This is a genomic window from Halorarius halobius (assembly GCF_024298865.1).
GTDB classification, from domain to species: domain Archaea; phylum Halobacteriota; class Halobacteria; order Halobacteriales; family Haloarculaceae; genus Halorarius; species Halorarius halobius.
Genome location: NZ_CP101161.1, coordinates 2227339 through 2246813 on the forward strand (window position 1 = coordinate 2227339; position 19475 = coordinate 2246813).

Sequence of the window (19475 nt, forward strand, 5' to 3'; positions counted from 1 at the left end):
GAAAGGGGTCACTGTCCGAGCAGTTTCGCCTCGGCCTTCCGGAGATGTTCGAGAAGCGTGGCCTTCGAGATGTCGAGTTCCGTCGCGAGGTCGCCCGCGCTCGTCTCCCGTGGCCAGGTGTAGTAGCCGTGACTCTGTGCGAGTTCGAACACCTCGCGTTGCCGCTCCGAGAGGTCGTCGGTGTTGAAGATGCCCGTTCCCGACGAGGGCGCGGTGATGAGTTCGACGTTGATGTCGGCGCCTTTTGCCTCGCGGACCTCCTCCAGCCGCTCGTGGACGGTGCCGCGGTCCTCGTGGACGAGGACGGTCCAGTACTCGCGACCGTCGTACATCCGGACCGGCTCGTCCGGGATGAACCCCCGCGAGACGAGCGCGTCGTTGATGCTGTTTTCGATGTCGTACTCGACGACGATGCCCCGGGTCGCGTTCCCCTCCGCGAGGTCGGGGGTACCGCCGTGAGCGTCCGTCTCCCAGACGGAGTCGGTCAACCGCGAGGCGTCGATGGCCGCGATGAGGTCGTCCACGACGCCCTGGCTCTCGCCGTACGCCGTGAACCGGCCCGTCGCCTGCCCGTCGATGGTGTGGACGCCGTGCCCGAGCAACCCGCCGTCCGTCTCCTCGGTCACCTCCAGCGTCCAGCAGTCGGGGTGCCAGATGTCGAGGGTCACGCGAACGCCCGTGTCGGTCTGTCGCTTCTCGTCCCCTCGAGTTCCCATACCACCACCCTCGACACATGCTACCAAAAGTTTACCCACCCCTCACATGAGAGGGAGGGGGATTTCGGCCGTCGCGTGTGTCCTGTGAGCATGGACCTCCGGAGTGCGTTCGACGTTCCGGCACCCGCGGTCGTCCTCGCGGAGGGGGAGTTCGGAACACCCCACGGGAAGACCGCCAACGGGATCGTCATGCACAGCGAACTGTTCGACGTGCGCGCGGTCGTTGATTCGACCGCCGCCGGTCGGGCGGCTTCCGACTGTCTCGGCCGGCCGGACGCCCCCGACGTGCCCGTCGTCGACTCGACCGAGCGCGCGCTCGACCTCGCGGCCGACGCCGAGGCGTTCGTCATCGGCGTCGCGCCCGCCGGGGGCGCACTCCCCGAGTCGTGGGTCGCCGACATCGAGACGGCCATCGACGCCGGCTGTGACGTCGTCTCGGGGCTCCACACGTTCCTCTCGGCCGACGAGTCGTGGCGGAGTCGGGCCGACCAGCACGGCGTTCGGCTGTTCGACGTACGGAAACCGCCTGCAGACGACGAGTTGCGGGTAGCGGACGGTCGCGTAGACGACGCCGACGCCGACGTGGTACTCACCGCCGGCACCGACTGTGCAGTCGGGAAGCGAACGACGACGTTCGAACTGTACCGTGCGGCCCGCGCGGCCGGCGTCGACGCCGGCTGGGTGGCGACCGGCCAGACCGGCATCATGGTGGGCGCCCACCGCGGCGTCGTGGTCGACTGCGTGCCCGCCGACTTCGCCGCCGGCGCCGTCGAGGACATGGTGTGTGACGTGGCCCGCGACCACGAGGTGGTGTTCGTCGAGGGCCAGGCCGCGCTCACCCACCGCGCGTACTCCGGGGTGACGCTCGCGCTTCTCCACGGGGCATGGCCCGATGCCGTCGTGCTCGTCGACGACCCCGGCCGGACGGGCCGGGAGGATTTCGACCGATTCTCGGTCGCGGGCGTCGACGCGGAGCGCCGCCTCGTCGAGGAGCTCTCGGAGGCCACGGTCGCGGCCGTCTCGACGTGGGCCGACGACCCCGCGGCGGCCGGCTACGATATGCCCGCCGCGAACGTCTACCACGAGGACGGCCCCGCCGACCTGTTGGCCGCCGTCCGGGGGGCGCTGTGAACGTCGACGCCGTCGCCGTCGAGCCGCTCGACCTCCCCCTGCGCGAGCCGTTCGAAATCGCCCTCGGCACCCAGCACGCCGCCGAGAACGTCCTCGTCAGGGTCGAGACCGACTCGGGTGTCGTCGGCGTCGGCGAGGGGTCGCCCGACCCGCCGGTCACGGGCGAGACGCGCGAGGCGACGCTGGCGACCTGTCGCGCGGCGGCGGACCTCATCGAGGGGCGGGACCTCCGGAACTACCGGGAACTGGGCCGGATGCTCCACCGGACGTTCCCCGGCGCGGTGTCGGCGGTGTTCGCCGTCGAGACCGCGATACTGGACGCGTACTGTCGGGAGCGAGCGATGCCGCTCTCGGAACTGTTCGGGGGACCCCCGGAGACCGTCGAGACGGACCTGACTATCGGTATCTGCGAGCCGGCGGAGGCCCGGAAACGGGCCACCCGCGCCACCCAGGAGGGGTTCGACCACCTGAAGCTGAAGGTCGGGACCGAGGTGTCTGCCGACCTCGAACGGCTGGTCGCGGTCCGGGAGGCCGCGCCCGACGCCACGCTCGCGGTCGACGCCAACCAGGGCTGGACGCCCAAGGAGGCCGAGCGGTTCGTCACCGCCGCCACGGAGCGCGGCGTCGAGGTGGCGCTGGTCGAACAGCCGGTGCCGGCCGACGACGTGACGGGGCTGGCCCGCGCCCGCGAGCGACTGCCCGTGGCCGTCGCCGCCGACGAGAGCCTGTTCACGCCGGCCGACGCCGTCCGCCTCGTCCGGGAGGAAGCGGCCGACGTGTTCAACGTCAAACTCGGGAAGTCGGGCGTGCTCGCGGCCGCCGACATCGCCCGCGTGGCGACGGCCGCGAACCGGGAGTTGATGGTCGGCTGTATGCTCGAAAGCGCCGTCGGCATCCACACCTCGGCACACCTCGTCGCCGGGGTCGGCACGTTCTCGCACGTGGACCTCGACGGGAACCAGTTGCTCGCCGAGGACGTGACAGAGCGGGAGCGCGGGCCGGTCATCGACATCGAGGGACCGGGTCACGGCGTCTCGGTGGAACGGTAAGACGTTTCACACCTCGGGCCGACGACCGGTTATGGTCCCCCCCGATACCGCGAAGCGACTCGGTCTCGCGGCCTCGCTGTTGGCGGTCGGTCTCGCCGCCGCTGGTCGCATCGGCTATCTCGATGCGGCCGCAGTCGGCGCGTTCGCGGTCGGCGCCATCGTCACCAGTAGCACCGACCTCACGGCCGCGCTCACCAACCCGTTCGCGCTCGTCCCGGTCGTCCTGCTTCTCGTCGCGCTCGGCCTCGGCGGCTTCGGTAACTTCATCGGTGCGGTCGCGCTCGTGGGCTGTGCCGTCGCCGCGGGCGCGGTGGCCGCGACCGTTTAGCCGAGCATCTCGTTGAGGATGAGCCGCGTCTTCGTCGACACCACCTCGTCGCGCTCCCGAGCTTTGGTGATGAGGTCGTTGAGCGCCGTCGTGTCGGCGGCGTCGACCACGAGGACGATGTCCTCCTCGCCGGAGACCTGCCAGACGTAGTCGACGGCGTCCCAGTCGGCCATCTCGTCGGAGACGGCCCGCGTGTCCACGTCGACGGCGACGCCGACCTCTATCATCGCCTTCACGTTCCCGGTGCGGGTGGCGACGGTGAACCGCTCGATGGCTCCCTCTTCGAGCATCCGCTCGACCCGGTTGCGGACGGTGCCCTCGGAGGTGCCCACCTCGTCGGCAATCTCCGTGTACGGCGTCCGGGCGTCGCGCCGCAGGATGTTCAGGATGCGCCGGTCCAGGTCGTCCATCGAGATGCGAGGGTTCTGTCCGCCCGCACTTGACGATTACGAATTTCGTAATCTCGCTTCGAACCGAACCGTTAAGGACCGAGGGGAGATACGATACTCGTAATGACAGGGGCCTACGTGGCGCTGGAGGACGGCCGCGTCGTCGAGGCGCGCGCCCGTGCTCCGGGCCGCTCCCGCGGCGAACTCGTGTTCACCACCGCGTACACGGGTTACGAGGAGTCGCTCACCGACCCGAGCTACGAGGAACAGGTGCTCACCTTCTCGTACCCGCTCATCGGCAACTACGGCGTCCGGATCGAGCGGATGGAGTCCGACCGCGTCCACCCGCGGGCCGTCGTCGCCCGGGAGTTGACCGACGACGTCGCCGAGTGGCTCACGGAGGAGGGCGTCCCCGCCGTCGACCACCTCGACACCCGCGACCTCGTCGTGGGCATCCGCGAGGAGGGCGCGATGAAATGCGGCATCGCCGCCGGCCCCGACGCGACCCCCGAGGCCGCCAAGGAGGAACTCGCGGAGTGCAAAGGGATGAGCGAGCACACCGACATCGGCGCGCAGGTCTCCGTCGACGCCCGGGAGACGTTCAACGGGGACGGCGACGGGCCCAGGGTCGCGCTTATCGACTGCGGCGCGAAAGGCTCCATCATCGAGTCGCTGACCGAGCGGGACGCCGTCGTCGACGTGCTCCCGTACGACGCCACCGTCGCCGACGTGCGCCACGTCGACCCGGACGTCCTGTTCATCTCGAACGGGCCGGGCGACCCGCAGAACTTCGGCCAGGCGGCCGCGCTGGTCGAGGAGTTCGTCGGCGAGGTACCGCTTGCGGGCATCTGTCTCGGCCAGCAGGTCATCGCCGGCGCGCTGGGGGGCGACACCGAGAAGATGGCGTTCGGCCACCGCGGGGTCAACCAGCCGGTGCGTGACCTCCGCACCGACAAGGTCGTGATGACGACGCAGAACCACGGCTACACCGTCTCCGAGCCCGGCGACCTCGACGTGACGCAGGTGAACGTCAACGACGACACGCCGGAGGGGCTCGAATCCGACGAGTTGGACGTCATCACCCGTCAGTACCACCCCGAGGCCCACCCCGGCCCCCACGACTCGCTCGGCTTCTTCGACGACGTGCTCGACCTCGCGGCGGAGCGTCGGGCGCCCACCGCCGACGACTGACGCCGACCGCGTGCAGGCTACTTCTTCCCGCTCGTCCGCTCCCCGAGCCGCTGGCCCAGCCGCCGGAAGTAGAGGCCGACGGGCGCGAGCAGGACGTTCACGACCCCGACGGCGACCATCAGCACGCCGAGATAGTCGTAGCCGGCGCTCCCGGCGCGGACGAGCGGCCACAGCCACACGCCGATGCCGCCGGTCAGGAGGCCGAAGGAGAGCCCGTGGGTGTACCCCTGCGTCGCCTCCAGCACGAGCACCGCGAAGCCGGCGAACCCGAGCACCGCGACGAGCATCCCCCGGGGGTCGCTGGCGTTCGCCAGCCCGAGCGTCGCCAGCCCCGCGACGACGAACCCCACGCCGACGAGCCGGAGCTGTCGCTTCCCACCGTCCTCGGGCGTCTCCCTGTCGGGGACGATGTCGTCCACGTCTGCCATACTCCGTGGGTGTGAGGCCGTGCGTAAAGCGGTTCCGGGGCTACGCGTCTCGCAGGTCGTCGAGTTCGCTCGTGCGAACGGCGGCGGCGGCCGCCTCGTCGGCCCGCCGGACCAGTTCCGCCTCCAGAAACGCCGGCTCGACGGTCGTCCGCGAGGTGTGTGCGAGCACGACGTGGGCACATTCGACCGGGAGGCCCGCGGCCGCGACGCAGTAGACGCCGTAGTACGGATGCCCGAGCAGGTCGCCGACGGCGGTCTCCTCGTGGCCGTCGAACTCGTACAGCTTGCTCACGTCGTGGACCAGCGCCGACGCGAGCATGAGGTCGCGGTCCACCGTCGTCCCACGGGAGGCGTCGAGCGCGTCGGCGAGCGCCCGCGCCCCCGCGACCACGTCCCGGACGTGGGCCACGAGCGTCTCCCCCTCGATGCCGTGTTTCCGCTGTGCCGGCGGGAACCACGGCACTACAGTCAGGTCGTCGGTCTCGGTCTCCTCGCAGGCCGTCGCCCAGCAGTCGCGGACGCCCTCGCGGAGGTCCGGGTCGTCGACGTCGGCGAGTTCGGGGAACGCGGCGAGCACGTCGGGCATGCTGTCGCCTGTGTGCCCCCGGGAGATAACTCCGATGTCCAGGCCCCGTTCAGGCGAACTCCAGAACGAGTTTCGCCCCGACGACGAACAGGCCGACGAACACGAGCGCCGCGCCGACCTGGCCGAGCCACCTGAGTGGGACCGCGAGCGTCTCCGGAACCGGTGTCGCGGCGACGGCGGAGGCACCGCCGAGTCCCGCCACGACGAGCGCCGCGCCGATGGCGAGCGCCAGGAACGCGAACCGAACCGAGCGGCCGACGCGGTCCAGCATCGCGGGGAGATTCAGACATACCCGGAATAGGTTTTGTGCCCGGGCGTCTCGGTGACAGGCGCCGTTCGCTTCGTCGGTCGGCGGAAAATAGAAATAATCGAAACCTGTTACCCGTTGACATGCCGATGTACGAGCGGTCGGCTTCGACCGAAATCGAAGTCATCGACCGATGGGACGGGGGATTCGGCTGGCTGGCTCACCCCGAAGAGCGAGCCACGCGGGCGAGCCACGCGATTCGGGGCGAGGACGGCGTCTGGGTGTTCGACCCGCTCGACGGCCCGGCCGTCGACGACCACCTCGCGGAACTGGGCGAAGTGGCCGGCGTCGCGGTGTTGTCGAACTTCCACGGACGGGACGCCGCGGCGTTCGCTGACCGCCACGGCGTGTCGGTCCATCTCGCGTCGTGGATGGACCGGGTGGCCGAGCAGGTCGACGCTCCCGTCGAACGCTACGACGCGCCGACGGGCGAGTGGGTGCCGCTGGCCGACTCGGGCATCTCGGTGCGGACGGTCGACCCCACGACAGGGTGGCGGGAGATGGTCGCCTACCGGGCGGCGGACGGGACGCTACGGGTGCCGGACATGGTGTCGTCGACCTCCGAGATGACCGTCGCGGACGAGCGACTGGGCTGTTACTTCGCCCACCGCTTTGCGCCCCCGAAAGACGCGTTCGCGGACGTCGACCCCGAGCGGGTGTTGCTCGGCCACGGGCGCGGCATCTCGGAGAACGCGGCAGAGGCACTCGACGCCGCGCTCGATGACGCCCGTCGGAACCTGCCGCGCGCGGTCGTGAGTCAGGCGCCGACGCAGATACGGGGGGTCGTCGCCGCGATGTTAGACTGAAGAAGACGGTCGCCGTTCGAACGTAATGCGGCTCTCCTTCGGGTCGAGCCACGCTACTCGCGGTTTCCTGCGGTCACCGCTCGCATCAAGGAGGCCTCGCTACCGCTCGGCCTCCCTACTCTCTCGTGTCGCTCCCTTCGGTCGCTCCCGCTCGCGTGTCCCGTCGTCTCCCTTCCGGTCGACGACGCCGCTCGCGGTTCGCTCCGCTCACCGCTCGCATCAAGGAGGCCTCGCTACCGCTCGGCCTCCCTACTCTCCCCAGTTGCGCCGCTCCGTCGGCCGCTCGGAGAGCGCCATCACGTCCATCGGCTCCTCGACCGTCTCGATGGCTTCCAGCGCCGCACGCGCGGAGGGCACCGTCGAGAAGTACGTTATCTCCTCCTCGACGGCCACCTCCAGCACGTCGCGGTCCCGCGAGAGGATGAGGTCGACCTCGCCGGCGCGGATGGCCGCGATGAGGTCGTCGTAGTCGTCCTTGTGGGTCACCTCGAAGTTGCGGGCGACGCCCTCCTCGATGTCCGAGAGGTCCTCGGTCTTCTGGCTCATCCCGCGGAGGGTGTCGAGGTCCACCACGGCCGTGCCCTCGGTCGGGATGGGTTTGCCCGTCGAGGACTGGGCCTTGAGGTACGCCTTCCCGAACGAGCGGGCGGTACCCATCACCTCGCCCGTCGACTTCATCTCCGGGCCGAGCCGGGGGTCCGACCCCGGCAGGCGGTCGAACGGGAGCACGACTTCCTTCACGGAGACGTGTTCCGGCACCTGCTCGTGGGCCTTCAACTCGGAGAGGGAGGCGCCGGCCATCACCTTCGCCGCGAGTTTGGCGATGGGGACGCCCGTCGCCTTCGAGACGAACGGGACCGTCCGCGAGGAGCGCGGGTTCGCCTCCAGCACGTACACCTCGCCGTCTTTCACGGCGAGTTGGACGTTCAGCAGGCCCACGGTGTCGAGCGCACGAGCGATGTCCTGGGTCACCTCCCGCACGCGGGCGAGGGTGTCGTCGGACAGCGAGCGGGGCGGAATCATGCAGGCGGAGTCGCCCGAGTGGACGCCCGCACTCTCGACGTGTTCCATGATGCCGCCGATGATGACGTCCTCGCCGTCGGCCACGGCGTCGACGTCGAGTTCGACCGCGTCCGCGAGGAACTGGTCGACGAGGATGGGTTTGTCCGGCGAGACCCGCACCGCCTCCTCGATGTACTCCTTCAGTTCGTCGTCGGAGTAGACGACGTCCATCGCGCGGCCGCCGAGCACGTACGACGGGCGGACGAGCACCGGGTAGCCCAACTCGCCCGCGAGTTCGAGCGCCTCGTCCTCGCTGGTGGCGGTGCCACCCTCCGGCTGGCTGATGCCCATCTCGCCCATCAGCGCGTTGAACCGGTCGCGGTCCTCCGCGAGGTCCATCGCCTCGACGCTCGTGCCCAGGATTTCGGCGTCGAGCCCGCGGCGCTCCAGTTCCTCCTCCAGCGGTTCGCCCACGTTGACCGAGGTCTGGCCGCCGAACTGCACCATCACGCCGTCGGCGTCCGTCTCCTCGACGACGTCCGCGACCTCCTCGGCCGTGATGGGCTCGAAGAACAACCCGTCGGAGGTGTCGTAGTCCGTCGACACCGTCTCCGGGTTGTTGTTGATGACGTGGGCGTCGATGCCCTGCTCGCGGAGCGCACGCACCGCGTGGACCGCACAGTAGTCGAACTCGACGCCCTGCCCGATGCGGATGGGGCCGCCGCCGACCACGACCACGCTGTCGACGTCGCGGTCGACCTGCACCTCGTTGCGGGAGATGTCCGACCACCGCTCGCGCGCCGAGTAGTAGTACGGCGTCGACGCCTCGAACTCGCCGGCGCAGGTGTCGACCTGCTTGAACCGGCGGTCGACCGACCGCTCCTCGACCTGCTCGACGGAGACGCCCGCTCCGTCGGCCGCCACCTCGTCGTCCGACTCGCCCGCGCTCACGTCCAGCACCGCCGGGAGCCACGAGGCGTGCGTGTCGTTGAACTCCCCGCCCGCGAGCGCGGTGGCCTCCTGGTTGGTGAAGCCGATTTCGGTGGCGGCCTCCACGTCGCCGGCCATCGCCGCGTCGGCGGCCTCGGAGACGTTCTCGAACCGCTCGACGTACCACTCGTGGATGTCGGTCAACTCGACGACGTCCTCGACCGTGTAGCCGCGCCGGAACGCCTCGAACATCGCGTACGGGCGGTCAGGCGACGGGCGCACGAGATACTCCTCTTCGAGCGTGTCGTCGTCCACCTCGTCGAAGTCGGCCGCGGGCTCGTACTCCGAGGAGCGGAGCGCCTTCAGAAGCGACTCCTCGAACGTCCGCCCGATGGCCATCGCCTCGCCCGTCGACTTCATCGCCGTCGACAGTTCGAAGTCGACGTCGCCGAACTTGTCCTTCGGCCACCGCGGCACCTTCGTCACCACGTAGTCGATGGCCGGCTCGAACGCCGCGGTCGTCTGGCCGGTGATCTCGTTCTGGATTTCGTGGAGCCGTTTCCCGAGCGCCACCTTCGCGGTGACGCGGGCGATGGGGTAGCCCGTCGCCTTCGAGGCCAGCGCCGAGGAGCGGGAGACGCGGGGGTTGACCTCCACCACGCGGTACTCGCCGCCGGGCGTGCCGTCGTCGCGCCAGGCGTGCTGGATGTTACAGCCGCCCTGGATGCCGAGTTCGCGGATGACCTTCAGCGCGGAGTCGCGCATCGCCTGGTGGCCCTCGTCGGGGATGACCTGCGAGGGCGTGACGACGGTCGACTCCCCGGTGTGGATGCCCATCGGGTCGATGTTCTCCATGTTGCAGATGATGATACAGGAGTCGTCGGCGTCCCGCATCACCTCGTACTCCAGTTCGACCCAGCCCTCGATGGACTCCGTGATGAGCACCTCGCTGTTGCGCGAGAGGCGCAGGCCCTTGCGCACGCGCTCGTACAGTTCGTCCATCTCGTGGACGACGCCCGACCCGCTCCCGCCGAGCGTGTAGGTGGTACGTGCGATGACCGGCAGGCCGCCGACCTCCTCGACGGCGTCGTCGACGCGGTCCTGCAGGTCCTCGGCGGTGAGGTCCGTGACCGCCTCGTCGTCGTCGAGTTCGATGGTTGTCGATGCCGGAACGGGTTCGCCGATGTTCTCCATCCGCTGGCGGAACAGGTCGCGGTCCTCAGTCGCGTAGATGGTGTCCAGCGGCGTCCCCATCACGTCGACGTCGTACTCGTCGAGGACGCCCTCCTCGGCGAGTTCCGCGGTAACGTTCAGCCCGGTCTGGCCGCCGAGGCCGGCGATGACGCCGTCGGGGTCCTCCTCGGCGATTATCTCGGCGATGGCGTCCGGGGTGATGGGTTCGACGTACACCTTGTCGGCCATCTCTGAGTCGGTCATGATGGTCGCGGGGTTGGAGTTGACGAGGACGACTCGCGCGCCTTCCTCCTGGAGCGCCCGGCACGCCTGCGCGCCGGAGTAGTCGAACTCGGCCGCCTGTCCGATCTGGATGGGCCCGCTCCCGATGAGCAGGATAGTGCGGTCCTCGCTCGTCAGGTCGGGGTTCTCGGTCGCCTCGTCGCTCATTAGCGATGGCTGGTTCGTACATCGTAATAAGCCCGGCGACTCGCTACGAAAGACGAAACTGGATTTCGAATTTCGAATCGGGCAACATCTGTGACGCCCGCGGCCGTCGGCGGGTCAGCCGCGCCGCCGTGCGGCCGCCAGTAGGCCCGCCAGCGCGGCGAACGCGGCCGCGAGCCCGAACCCGGGCTGGTCGGTCGGCGTGGGTGAGGCCGTCGGTGAGGGTGACGGCGTGGAGGGCGGATGCGGGGACGGGGAAGCCGTGTCGGTGCTCGTCGGCGTCACGGTCGGCGTCGGGGTCGGATTCGCGCTCCCGACGTACGCCCGCTCCTCGAGGATATCGCCGTCGACGCGCCACCGCCAGTCGCGCCTGAGGCCGTCGGAATCGAACTCGCCGTCGCCGGTAGCGTCCCACCAGCCGACGAGGGTGGCCCGTTCGTCCACGCCGAACCGTGCGGAGTCGGTCACGAACGTCACGCGGGTCCGCTCGCCGCCGGGGACGTACCGGGTCTCCAGCCACGCGCCGTCCTCCTCGTCGACGAGTTTCAGGAACCCGTCGTCCGGGTAATGGACCGTCGCGGCGACGTGTGTCGACCCGTTCGCGTAACGCATCGCCGACACGTTCGTCATCGCCGGCGGCGCTCCGACGACGCCGCGCCGCTCCAGCAGGGTCCGGTTGCACGCCGTCGCCGTGACGGTGAACCGTTCCCCGGATGCGAGGCTCCCGACCGAGAGGTTCGCGCGGAAGCGGACCGTCCCGTTCGCGGCACGCGTGGTCGTCGCCACGCTGTCGAGCGTCGTCCCGTTCGCGTCCCGGGCGGTGACGGTGACGTTCTCGCCGGGAAGCGCCGTCGTCGTCGCGCGCACGCCGAGCGTGCCGCCGTTGGCGTACAGCGGTTCGCCCCCCGCGGCGCCGTCGAGCCGTTCGACGCCGGCTTCGAGTTCGACGACCCGGATGCGCCCGCCGAGCGTCCGGGTGTCGTCGCTGTCGGGGACGCTGACGACCACGCCGAGCTCCTCGCCGCGGTCGAGGCTCTGGTCGCCGTACGGGTCGCCGTCGTCGAGGCGCAACACCGGGTCGGTGGTGTCGACGACGAGCCAGAACGTCGCGTTCGCCGGGTCGTGGACGACCCGCACGTCGCTCTCGCGCAGGTCGATTCGGTACGGCAGGCGCTCGGGCGTCGGGTTCGTCTGCTCGACGACGACGGAGGCGTTCGTCGCGTTCACCGCGGCGAAGAACCGCTCGGTGGCGTTCGCACCGTCGGTGTCCGCCACCGTCCGATTCAGCCACGCGGACTCGAACCGGGCCACCACCGTCTCGTTGACGGTGGTCACGTTGCTCTCGACGAGTCGCCCGTCGTCGCGGGCGGCCCGCACGTCGCCCGGAGCGTCGAGATGGCCGTACAGCGAGACGGGGCCTCGCAGGGTGGTGACGTTGCCGTCGACGTCGTCGGGGTAGTTGTGGTCGGCCGCGACCGGGGTGGCGGTCATCGGCGCGAGAATCAGCATCGCTACGAGGACTGCGAGTCGGACTGGAGGGCGCATCGGGTAGCTTCCCAGAACCGACCGGCAAAAGTCTTGTGTGGGCGACTCAGTCCTCGTCGGGGAAGAACAGGTCGGGCTCTTCGTGGGTGAAGTGGACGTACTCCTCGGAGAGCCGGCGGACGTGGGTGTAGATGTGCCCCTCGCGAGCGGCGAGTTCCCGGAGCCCCTCCATGGCATCGCGCTCGTAGTAGATGGGACAGCAGATTGCTCGCTCGGCGTCGGCGTCCTTCAAAACGACCAGCACGAACACGAGGTCCGGCGCCGCCCGGTAGACGTCGTGGTCGTCGAAGCTCCCGTCGGCGACCCACCGCTCGAGTTCCTCGAACTCGTCGTCGGGGACGAGCACGTCGAACCCCCACTGCTCGCCGCTCAACGCCGTCACGTCGCCCGGATGGAGTTCGAGCACCTCCCACCCGGCCGCCTGGAACTCCTCGGCGGTCGCTTCCATGTCCCCGATGAACGTCTCCCAGTGCTCGCGGATGGCCGCCGCCGCCCCGCCGGGCGCGAACGCCGGGGCACTGGCGGCCTCGTCGCTCTGCTCGTCGTCGTCCATGTCCGAAGTGGGGACGGCGGGCCGGAAAACGCTTCTTGCTCGCGTGCCGACGCTCGCGGTCAGTCGTCGCCGGTTGTCACGACGGCGACCCTGTCAGTCGTCGCCGGTTGTCACGACGGCGACCCTGTCAGTCGTCGCCGGTTGTCACGACGGCGACCACTCAGTCGTCGTCGGCCGCGGCTCCCGACCCATCGTCGTCGGCACCGGCGGTCACCTCGATGGGGTCGCTCTCCCAGTACGGGTGGTCCTCGAGCGCGCGGAAGCAGGCGGCTTGCTGGCCCTCGACGCCGGCGTCGTAGTCGTCGGGCGCTTCCTCGCGGCAGGCCTCCCGCGCGTGCGGACACCGGGTGTGGAACCGACAGCCGGAGGGGGGGTCCCGGGGCGAGGGCACGTCGCCGGCCAGCGCGTCGACGCGGCGCCCCTGTTCGCTGGTGTCCGCGCGGGGGACGCTCTCCAGTAGCGCCTCCGTGTACGGGTGCTGTGGGTCCTCGAAGATGGACTCGACCGGGCCGCGCTCGACGATTTCGCCGAGGTACATCACCGCGACGCGGTCGGAGATGTGCCGCACGACCGAGAGGTCGTGGGCGATGAACAGGTACGTCAGCCCGAACTCCTCCTGCAGGTCGTCGAGCAGGTTCAGCACCTGCGCCTGTACGCTCACGTCGAGCGCCGACACCGGTTCGTCGAGCACGAGGAACTCCGGTTCGAGCGCGAGTGCGCGGGCGATGCCGATGCGCTGGCGCTGGCCCCCCGAGAACTCGTGGGGGTAGCGGTCGACCTGGTCCGCGGATAGCCCCACCCGTTCGAGCAGTTCCTTCGCACGCTCGCGCCGGAGGTCGCTCACCGACCGTCCGACCCGCACCCGGACGGACACCGAGCCGTCGTCGTCGACCTGCATCCGCGTCTCGAGGTTCTCCTCGACGGTCGCGCGCACCGCACCGCCCTCCTGGCGGACGGTGAGGTGGACGGTGGCGACGCCCTCGGTGGGTTCGACCACGCGGTCGACGTCGTCCTCGACGGTGACGGTGACCCGCGAGCGGTCGATGCCCTCGACCTGCAGGTCGGCCTCGGTCCGCACCCCGGGGTCGGTGGCGGGCCGACCGTGGATGACCAGCGGCTCCGCGATGATGGCGCCGGCGGTCTGTCGCGGGTCGAGACTGGAGAACGGGTCCTGGAACACTATCTGCGCCCGCCGGCGGAACTCGTCGAGCGCCGCGTCCTCCATCTCGAACACGCTCTCGCCGTCGAACCGCACGTCGCCGTCGGTCGGCTCCTGCAAGCCGAGCAGTGTCTCGCCGGTCGTGGACTTCCCACAGCCGGACTCGCCGACCAGCCCCAGCGTCTCGCCCTTCTCGACGGTGAACGAGACGCCGTCGACGGCCTTCACGCTCCGCTCCTCGTTGCGCAACAGGGTGTCGACGAGCGTGTCGTTCTCCGTGAAGTACTTGCGCAGGTCCTCGACCTCCAGAAGGGGGTCGCCCCGTCCGGGGCCGTCGCCGCGGTCGCCGTCAGTCATCGCTCATCCCCTCCTCGAAGTAGTCGTCCGGAAGCGCCTGCGACTCGTCGTAGGAGCGCTCCGCGAGGATGCATTTCGCGGCGTGCTCCTCGCCGCCGGCGTCGAACTCCGGCGGCTTCGTCAGGCAGTCCTCCATCGCCTTCGGACAGCGGTCCGCGAAGTAACAGCGGTCCGCCATCTCCTCGGCGTGAAGCGAGGGGACGTTCCCCTCGATGGGCTGGAGTCGCGGCGCCGGGTCGTCGAGGTCTGGGATGGAGCCGATGAGCCCCTGGGTGTACGGGTGGACCGAGTCCTCGAACACGTCCGCGAGCGTCCCGCGCTCGACCACCTCGCCCGCGTACATCACGCAGACGCGGTCGCACATCCGCGCGATGACGCCGAGGTCGTGGGTGATGAGCAGGATGCTCATGTCCCGCTCGGCCTGAATCTCCCGGAGCAGTTCCAGTATCTGCGCCTGGATGGTCACGTCGAGCGCCGTCGTCGGCTCGTCGGCCACGAGCAGGTCGGGTTCCCCCGCCAGCGCCTGTGCTATCATCGCACGCTGTAACATCCCGCCGGAGAACTGGTGGGGGAACTCGTCGGCGCGTTCGGCGGGGTCGGGGATGCCGACCTGTTCGAGCAACTCGACCGCGCGGGCGTGGCTCGCCTCGCTCGTGTAGTCGCGGTTCGGGATGAGGCCGTCCACGATGAACGAGCCGAGCCCGTACCCTTGCGTCCGCGAGCGGGTCGACCGCGGGCGGGAACTCGCCCGCCGCTGGACCTCGACCGCCTCGGCTATCTGCTCGCCGACGGTGATCGAGGGGTTGAAACTGCTCATCGGGTCCTGGAAGATCATCGAGAACGAGGGTCCTCGAAGCGACCGGCGCACGCGCTCGGGAACCTGCCGGAGGTCGACCATCCCGTCGCGGGCGGCGTCGGGATGCTCCTCGGCGAGGTCGGCGTCGCGGTACCACACCTCGCCGGCGGTGACCCGACCGGGCGACTCCACGAGGTCGATGAGCGACAGCGCGGTCACCGACTTGCCGGAGCCGGACTCGCCGACGATGCCGAGGATTTCGCCCTGCCGGACGTCGAAGTCGACCGACTCGACGGCGTTGACCTGTCCCTCTTCGGTGAAGAAGCGGGTCGTCAGGTCGCGCACCCGGAGCAGGTCCTCGGCGGTGCCGGCGTCGCTGGCGACGGCGTCCGTGGGGGAGGGGTCGGCGTCGCTCATTCAGACACCACCCCCTTCACCTTCGATGCCGGGGTCGAGCGCGTCCCGGAGCCAGTCGCCGATGAGGTTGATGCCGATGACCGTCAGCACGATAGCCAGTCCGGGCATCGTCGCTATCCACCACGCCGTCGTCTGGTACTGCCGGCCCTGCGCGATGTCGAACCCCCACGAGAGCGTCGTCCCGGAGAACCCGAGGAACGACAGCGCGCTCTCCAGCAGGATGATGGCCGCCACCTGGATGGTGGCGAGCACGAGGATGGGCGTGAGGCTGTTCGGGAGCACGTGTTTGCGGATGATGAACCCGTCCGAGCCGCCGAGCGACCGGGCGGCCTTCACGTACTCCTGTTCCCGGAGTGCCAGCGACTCGCCGCGGGCGACCCGGGCGAACCACACCCAGTTGACGAGGCCGACGACGACGATGACCGTCCCCGGGAGGGTGAACGACTCCGGCATCCCCGTCGGGTACGTCAGCCCCCACGGGAGCGAGATGGCCCCGCGTATCGCCGGCGCGATGCCGAGCGCGACCAGCGGGTCGGTTATCGACACCGCCGCCTGGCCCCACAGCCCCACGAGTGCGATGGCGAGCACCAGCGACGGGAACGCGAGGCTCACGTCCGCGAACCGCATCAGTGCGTCGTCGACCCGGCCGCTGTAGTAGCCGGACACCAGGCCGGCCGGGACGCCGAGTAGCATGGCCAGTACGGTACCGAACACGCCGACCAGAAGCGACGTTCGGGCGCCGTAGATGACTCGAGAGAGCATGTCGCGACCCAGCCCGTCCGTGCCGAGCGGGTGTTCGGCCGTCGCGTTCACGTACACCGTCTGGTTGACGATTTCGATGTCACCGTCGGCGGTCGTCTGTTGGCTCACTTGCGTCTCGGCGCGGCTGAAGCCGAGCGGTGGCTGTTGTTTGTTGTCGAGGTCCTGTGACGTCGGGTTCCACGGCGCGATGAGCGGGGCGAACACCGCCGCGAGCACGACGACCACCAGCAGTACGATGCCCAGTTTCGCCAGGAAACTGCGCGAGAGTTCGTTCCGGAGGTTCCGCTTGGTGCGCGGCGAGACGGCGTTGCCGACCGCGTTGCGGATGACGCCGATGAGGTCATCGAGGTCCATCTAATCCATCACCTGTGGGTTGAGTTTCGCGTACAGCGCGTCGACGACGATGTTCACGAGCACGAAGCCGGTGCCGATGACGATGAGACAGCCCTGGATGAGCGGCCAGTCGCGGTTGTTGATGGAGTCGATGACGAGCGACCCCAGCCCGGGCCAGTCGAAGACGGCTTCGGTGATGACCGCGCCGCCGATGAGCGTCCCGAGCTGGAGCCCGACGACCGTGATGACGGGGATGAGCGTGTTCCGGAGGGCGTGCCGGTAGCGGACCAGCGTCTCCGGAAGCCCCTTCGCGCGGGCCGCCTGCACGTACCCCTGTCCAAGCTGGTCGAGCATCCCCGAGCGGGTGAGCCGGGTGATGAGCGCCGTGAAGTACGTCCCCAGCGTGATGGCGGGCAGGAAGATGTGGAGGAGCCAGTTCTTCCCGTCCGCGAGGAACCCGTCGACGTTCATCGGGAGCGCCCACCCCTGTTGTGGGCCGCTTATTACCACGAGATTGCCGATGGCCTCGAGGAAGCCGACCGGTCGGGAGCTGGTCGGGAATATCTGGAACTGGACCGCCAGCAGGATGACGAGCATCACGCCGAGCCAGAAGTTCGGTGTGGAGATGCCCAGAAGCGAGAACAGCGTCGCCGCGTAGTCGGGCGCGCTGTGGCGCCGGGTCGCGCTGACGACGCCGAGCGGGATGGACAGCACCACGGCGACGAACGTGGCGGCTATCGCCAGCTCCAGCGTCGCCGGGAGCTTGGCGAACACCCGCGGGCCGACGGCGGTCCGTGACCGGTAGGAGTAGCCCATGTCCCCGGTCACCAGTTCGGCGATGTAGTCGACGTACTGGACGTACAGCGGGCGGTCGAGCCCGAGGCTCTCGGCGATGGCCCGCCGGGTGGCCTGGCTGGCGTCCAGCGGGGCGATGAAGTCGACCGGGCTCCCCGGCGTCACGTAGCGGAGGATGAAGACGACGGTCACGACGCCCCAGATGACGAAGATGCCCTGCAGCACCCGCTTCGTGATGAACCGACCCCACGAGGCCATCTCAGTTCCTCCCCGTTACGTGCATCGGGTCAGTTACCCGAGTCCCCGGACAGGCTCTGGGCCTGACTCATCAGTTCGTCCACCCGCTCGTTCTTGTAGGAGGTGAGCGCTCCGTCCGAGGTCAGAAGCGGGATGATGGTCTGGCTGGCGTCGAACGTGGAGTTGCCCCACCCGATGAGGTAGAACGCCGGCCCCGTCGAGATGTCGCCGTCGAGCAGTTCGCCGGCCAGCTTCCCGAAGTCGCGCTGGTTCACCTCCGCGGAGACGTTCGACAACTCGTCGATGTAGTTGACGACCGCCTGCGCTATCTCGAGGTCTTTCAGATAGCGGCCGCTCGGCGTGTCGAGCGTGATTTCGGCGCCGGCGTAGCCGCTCTCCTCGACGAGCCGCTCGGCCTCCTCGACGTCGTACGGGAACGGGTCGAGGTTCTCGTTGTAGCCGGTGAACCCTTCGAGCGTCGGCTGACCCGTCTGGTCGGCGAACCCGGACAGCACGTTCTGGATGATGCTCTCGAGGTCGATGGCGTAGTTCATCGCCTGCCGGAACTGGACGGAGTCGAACGGCTCCTTGTTGTACACCATCGCGTTGTAGATGATGCGCGTCGAGGGCACCGCGCTGATGGAGGCGTTATCCGCGTTCTGGACGCGAGCGGCGTCCTGCGGCGGGACGTTGACGATGAGGTCCGTCTCCTCGCTCAACAGCTGGTTGACCCGCGTGCTGGACTCGCCGGCCGCCTGGATGGTCAGCGTGTCGGCGGGCGCGGCGTCACGCCAGTAGTCGCCGTAGCTCTGGTACTCGACCTGAACGTCCTGCTCGTAGTCGGTCAGCTCGAACGGCCCGGTGCCGTTCATGTGGGAGTTGATGTAGGCGGTGTCGTGGCTCTCGACCCACGACTTGTCCATGATGTCGCAGTACGACGCGAACTGCGCGAACACGATGGGGTTGATGCCGTCGGAGTTGACGACGACGGCGCTGTCGCCGTCAGCCGGGGTCGCCCCGGTGACGCCCGCAAGCTGGTCGCGCTGGGGGCTCTCCAGCCCGCCCACGTCCGACTGGACGATGCGGTTGATGGAGAACGCGACGTCCTGTTTGGTGAGCGAATCGCCGTTGTGGAACGACACGCCCGAGCGGAGTTGGAACCGGACCCGTCCCGGCTCCAGTCGCTCGTAGCCGGTGGCGAGTTCGTCGACGATTTTCCCGTTGCGGTCGCGGGAGAGCAGCCCCTCGTACACCTGCAGGACGATGTTGTCCGTCGGCGTCTCGCGGTGGTCGTGGGGGTCGAGCCCGGAGTCGAGCTGTGACTGCGTGATGACCACCGAGGAGTTGTCCCCCTGCGGCTCGATGGAGTAGGCGTCGATGCGCTCGTCGCGGCGCGCCTCCCACTGGATGCTGGAGGAGACGCCGTACACCGAGTACTGGCGGTTGAGATAGATCCACGGCGCCTCGTCGTGAAGCACCTTGTTGGCACGCTGGAGGTAACCCGAGCGGGTCTCGGGCTCCTCGGGCGTCGGGGAGGACTCGTCGGTGGGGCTCTCCATCGGGGTCCCCTCGTCGTCGGTCGGCGACGGCGTGGGCGACCCGTCGCCACCCGTACAGCCGGCCAGCATCGCGGCACCCCCTGCGGTTCCGGTCAGCTCCAGAAATCGTCGACGGTTGACATCCCGTGACATACTACTCGCCGGATAGTGCCCCCCTACATAAATATCCCACGTACTGCCGGCCCGTCGTTCGGCTGACGTAACACGTCTACGGCGGTCAGGTGGCCCCCGGTGACGGCCCGAGCGGCTCAGTTGTTGGGGCCGACGCGGTAGCGGTACGGCTGGCCGTCGATGACCTCGACCTCGCCCTCCTGGGCGCGGCGGCCCAGCACCGTCGCCACGCGGTGAGCGCTGTCGAACTCCTCGCCGTGCTCCTCCAGCAGGTCGAGGATTTCGCGGGCGGTCAGCGGCTCCTCGGCCTCCGCCTCGGAGAGCACCGACCGGATGCGCTCGAACTCACCCCGGCGTATGCGCATGTG

The 19475-nt window shown here is 69.3% G+C and carries 19 protein-coding genes; 5 read left to right on the forward strand and 14 right to left on the reverse strand.

Going from position 1 to position 19475, the window contains the following annotated elements; all coding sequences use genetic code 11:
* Nucleotides 1-8 precede the first annotated feature (8 nt).
* Nucleotides 9-716, reverse strand: coding sequence for a helix-turn-helix domain-containing protein (locus tag NL112_RS11795; RefSeq protein ID WP_255149037.1), 708 nt, complete (start codon nucleotides 714-716; stop codon nucleotides 9-11).
* A 90-nt stretch (nucleotides 717-806) separates the two neighbouring features.
* Here NL112_RS11795 and NL112_RS11800 point away from each other — a divergent pair, with 90 nt between their 5' ends.
* From NL112_RS11800 to NL112_RS11810, 3 genes are read left to right on the forward strand one after another with little or no spacing between them, the layout of a single operon-like run.
* Nucleotides 807-1847, forward strand: coding sequence for a DUF1611 domain-containing protein (locus NL112_RS11800; protein ID WP_255149038.1), 1041 nt, complete (start codon nucleotides 807-809; stop codon nucleotides 1845-1847).
* On the forward strand, nucleotides 1844-2896 hold the full coding sequence (locus NL112_RS11805) for a dipeptide epimerase (protein WP_255149039.1): 1053 nt from the start codon (nucleotides 1844-1846) through the stop codon (nucleotides 2894-2896). The genes NL112_RS11800 and NL112_RS11805 overlap by 4 nt, the downstream gene beginning before the upstream one ends.
* Before the next feature lie 31 nt (nucleotides 2897-2927).
* Nucleotides 2928-3224, forward strand: coding sequence for a hypothetical protein (locus NL112_RS11810; protein WP_255149040.1), 297 nt, complete (start codon nucleotides 2928-2930; stop codon nucleotides 3222-3224).
* On the opposite strand, the gene NL112_RS11815 is transcribed toward NL112_RS11810, so the two are convergent.
* Complete coding sequence (locus tag NL112_RS11815) at nucleotides 3221-3634, reverse strand: Lrp/AsnC family transcriptional regulator (protein WP_255149041.1); 414 nt, start codon at nucleotides 3632-3634, stop codon at nucleotides 3221-3223. The genes NL112_RS11810 and NL112_RS11815 overlap by 4 nt on opposite strands.
* 102 nt (nucleotides 3635-3736) lie before the next feature.
* On the opposite strand from NL112_RS11815, the gene carA reads away from it, so the two are divergent.
* Nucleotides 3737-4804 carry a glutamine-hydrolyzing carbamoyl-phosphate synthase small subunit gene (gene carA / locus NL112_RS11820; protein ID WP_255149042.1) on the forward strand — a complete coding sequence of 356 codons (1068 nt, stop codon included), beginning with the start codon at nucleotides 3737-3739 and terminating at the stop codon, nucleotides 4802-4804.
* A 17-nt stretch (nucleotides 4805-4821) separates the two neighbouring features.
* Here carA and NL112_RS11825 read toward each other — a convergent pair whose 3' ends face one another.
* The 3 genes from NL112_RS11825 to NL112_RS11835 are packed head-to-tail and all read right to left on the reverse strand — an operon-like array spanning nucleotide 4822 to nucleotide 6089.
* The gene (locus tag NL112_RS11825; protein ID WP_255149043.1) at nucleotides 4822-5232 is read right to left on the reverse strand and encodes a hypothetical protein; all 411 of its coding nucleotides are present in this window, start codon (nucleotides 5230-5232) and stop codon (nucleotides 4822-4824) included.
* A gap of 40 nt (nucleotides 5233-5272) precedes the next feature.
* Nucleotides 5273-5818, reverse strand: a complete 546-nt coding sequence (locus NL112_RS11830) for an HD domain-containing protein (RefSeq protein ID WP_255149044.1) — start codon at nucleotides 5816-5818, stop codon at nucleotides 5273-5275.
* Nucleotides 5819-5867: 49 nt separating this feature from the next.
* Nucleotides 5868-6089, reverse strand: coding sequence for a hypothetical protein (locus NL112_RS11835; RefSeq protein ID WP_255149045.1), 222 nt, complete (start codon nucleotides 6087-6089; stop codon nucleotides 5868-5870).
* 119 nt (nucleotides 6090-6208) lie between these two features.
* Between NL112_RS11835 and NL112_RS11840 the strand changes: the two genes are divergently transcribed.
* Nucleotides 6209-6931 carry a hypothetical protein gene (locus NL112_RS11840; RefSeq protein WP_255149046.1) on the forward strand — a complete coding sequence of 241 codons (723 nt, stop codon included), beginning with the start codon at nucleotides 6209-6211 and terminating at the stop codon, nucleotides 6929-6931.
* A 249-nt stretch (nucleotides 6932-7180) separates the two neighbouring features.
* Here NL112_RS11840 and carB read toward each other — a convergent pair whose 3' ends face one another.
* The 9 genes from carB to NL112_RS11885 form a co-directional block, all read right to left on the reverse strand.
* On the reverse strand, nucleotides 7181-10486 hold the full coding sequence (gene carB, locus NL112_RS11845; protein ID WP_434084185.1) for a carbamoyl-phosphate synthase large subunit: 3306 nt from the start codon (nucleotides 10484-10486) through the stop codon (nucleotides 7181-7183).
* A gap of 114 nt (nucleotides 10487-10600) precedes the next feature.
* On the reverse strand, nucleotides 10601-12028 hold the full coding sequence (locus tag NL112_RS11850; protein WP_255149047.1) for a hypothetical protein: 1428 nt from the start codon (nucleotides 12026-12028) through the stop codon (nucleotides 10601-10603).
* A gap of 46 nt (nucleotides 12029-12074) precedes the next feature.
* Nucleotides 12075-12581, reverse strand: coding sequence for a DUF7529 family protein (locus tag NL112_RS11855; protein WP_255149048.1), 507 nt, complete (start codon nucleotides 12579-12581; stop codon nucleotides 12075-12077).
* A 160-nt stretch (nucleotides 12582-12741) separates the two neighbouring features.
* On the reverse strand, nucleotides 12742-14097 hold the full coding sequence (locus NL112_RS11860) for an ABC transporter ATP-binding protein (RefSeq protein ID WP_350356128.1): 1356 nt from the start codon (nucleotides 14095-14097) through the stop codon (nucleotides 12742-12744).
* Entirely contained in the window at nucleotides 14090-15310 is a 1221-nt protein-coding gene (locus NL112_RS11865) for an ABC transporter ATP-binding protein (RefSeq protein ID WP_255149049.1), read from the reverse strand. The genes NL112_RS11860 and NL112_RS11865 overlap by 8 nt, the downstream gene beginning before the upstream one ends.
* Nucleotides 15311-16426 carry an ABC transporter permease gene (locus NL112_RS11870; protein ID WP_255149050.1) on the reverse strand — a complete coding sequence of 372 codons (1116 nt, stop codon included), beginning with the start codon at nucleotides 16424-16426 and terminating at the stop codon, nucleotides 15311-15313. It abuts the gene before it with no gap.
* Nucleotides 16427-17458, reverse strand: coding sequence for an ABC transporter permease (locus NL112_RS11875; RefSeq protein WP_255149051.1), 1032 nt, complete (start codon nucleotides 17456-17458; stop codon nucleotides 16427-16429).
* Nucleotides 17459-17487: 29 nt separating this feature from the next.
* The gene (locus NL112_RS11880) at nucleotides 17488-19128 is read right to left on the reverse strand and encodes an ABC transporter substrate-binding protein (protein WP_255149052.1); all 1641 of its coding nucleotides are present in this window, start codon (nucleotides 19126-19128) and stop codon (nucleotides 17488-17490) included.
* Nucleotides 19129-19244: 116 nt separating this feature from the next.
* Nucleotides 19245-19472, reverse strand: coding sequence for a hypothetical protein (locus tag NL112_RS11885; RefSeq protein WP_255149053.1), 228 nt, complete (start codon nucleotides 19470-19472; stop codon nucleotides 19245-19247).
* Nucleotides 19473-19475 lie beyond the last annotated feature (3 nt).

What these genes read in the sequence shown, in the direction of transcription:
- NL112_RS11795 (WP_255149037.1), bottom strand. Translation starts at nt 716, where the DNA reads ATGGGAACTCGAGGGGACGAGAAGCGACAGACCGACACGGGCGTTCGC.
- NL112_RS11800 (WP_255149038.1), top strand. Translation starts at nt 807, where the DNA reads ATGGACCTCCGGAGTGCGTTCGACGTTCCGGCACCCGCGGTCGTCCTC.
- NL112_RS11810 (WP_255149040.1), top strand. Translation starts at nt 2,928, where the DNA reads ATGGTCCCCCCCGATACCGCGAAGCGACTCGGTCTCGCGGCCTCGCTG.
- NL112_RS11815 (WP_255149041.1), bottom strand. Translation starts at nt 3,634, where the DNA reads ATGGACGACCTGGACCGGCGCATCCTGAACATCCTGCGGCGCGACGCC.
- carA (WP_255149042.1), top strand. Translation starts at nt 3,737, where the DNA reads ATGACAGGGGCCTACGTGGCGCTGGAGGACGGCCGCGTCGTCGAGGCG.
- NL112_RS11825 (WP_255149043.1), bottom strand. Translation starts at nt 5,232, where the DNA reads ATGGCAGACGTGGACGACATCGTCCCCGACAGGGAGACGCCCGAGGAC.
- NL112_RS11830 (WP_255149044.1), bottom strand. Translation starts at nt 5,818, where the DNA reads ATGCCCGACGTGCTCGCCGCGTTCCCCGAACTCGCCGACGTCGACGAC.
- NL112_RS11835 (WP_255149045.1), bottom strand. Translation starts at nt 6,089, where the DNA reads ATGCTGGACCGCGTCGGCCGCTCGGTTCGGTTCGCGTTCCTGGCGCTC.
- NL112_RS11840 (WP_255149046.1), top strand. Translation starts at nt 6,209, where the DNA reads ATGCCGATGTACGAGCGGTCGGCTTCGACCGAAATCGAAGTCATCGAC.
- carB (WP_434084185.1), bottom strand. Translation starts at nt 10,486, where the DNA reads ATGAGCGACGAGGCGACCGAGAACCCCGACCTGACGAGCGAGGACCGC.
- NL112_RS11850 (WP_255149047.1), bottom strand. Translation starts at nt 12,028, where the DNA reads ATGCGCCCTCCAGTCCGACTCGCAGTCCTCGTAGCGATGCTGATTCTC.
- NL112_RS11855 (WP_255149048.1), bottom strand. Translation starts at nt 12,581, where the DNA reads ATGGACGACGACGAGCAGAGCGACGAGGCCGCCAGTGCCCCGGCGTTC.
- NL112_RS11860 (WP_350356128.1), bottom strand. Translation starts at nt 14,097, where the DNA reads ATGACTGACGGCGACCGCGGCGACGGCCCCGGACGGGGCGACCCCCTT.
- NL112_RS11865 (WP_255149049.1), bottom strand. Translation starts at nt 15,310, where the DNA reads ATGAGCGACGCCGACCCCTCCCCCACGGACGCCGTCGCCAGCGACGCC.
- NL112_RS11870 (WP_255149050.1), bottom strand. Translation starts at nt 16,426, where the DNA reads ATGGACCTCGATGACCTCATCGGCGTCATCCGCAACGCGGTCGGCAAC.
- NL112_RS11875 (WP_255149051.1), bottom strand. Translation starts at nt 17,458, where the DNA reads ATGGCCTCGTGGGGTCGGTTCATCACGAAGCGGGTGCTGCAGGGCATC.
- NL112_RS11880 (WP_255149052.1), bottom strand. Translation starts at nt 19,128, where the DNA reads ATGTCACGGGATGTCAACCGTCGACGATTTCTGGAGCTGACCGGAACC.
- NL112_RS11885 (WP_255149053.1), bottom strand. Translation starts at nt 19,472, where the DNA reads ATGCGCATACGCCGGGGTGAGTTCGAGCGCATCCGGTCGGTGCTCTCC.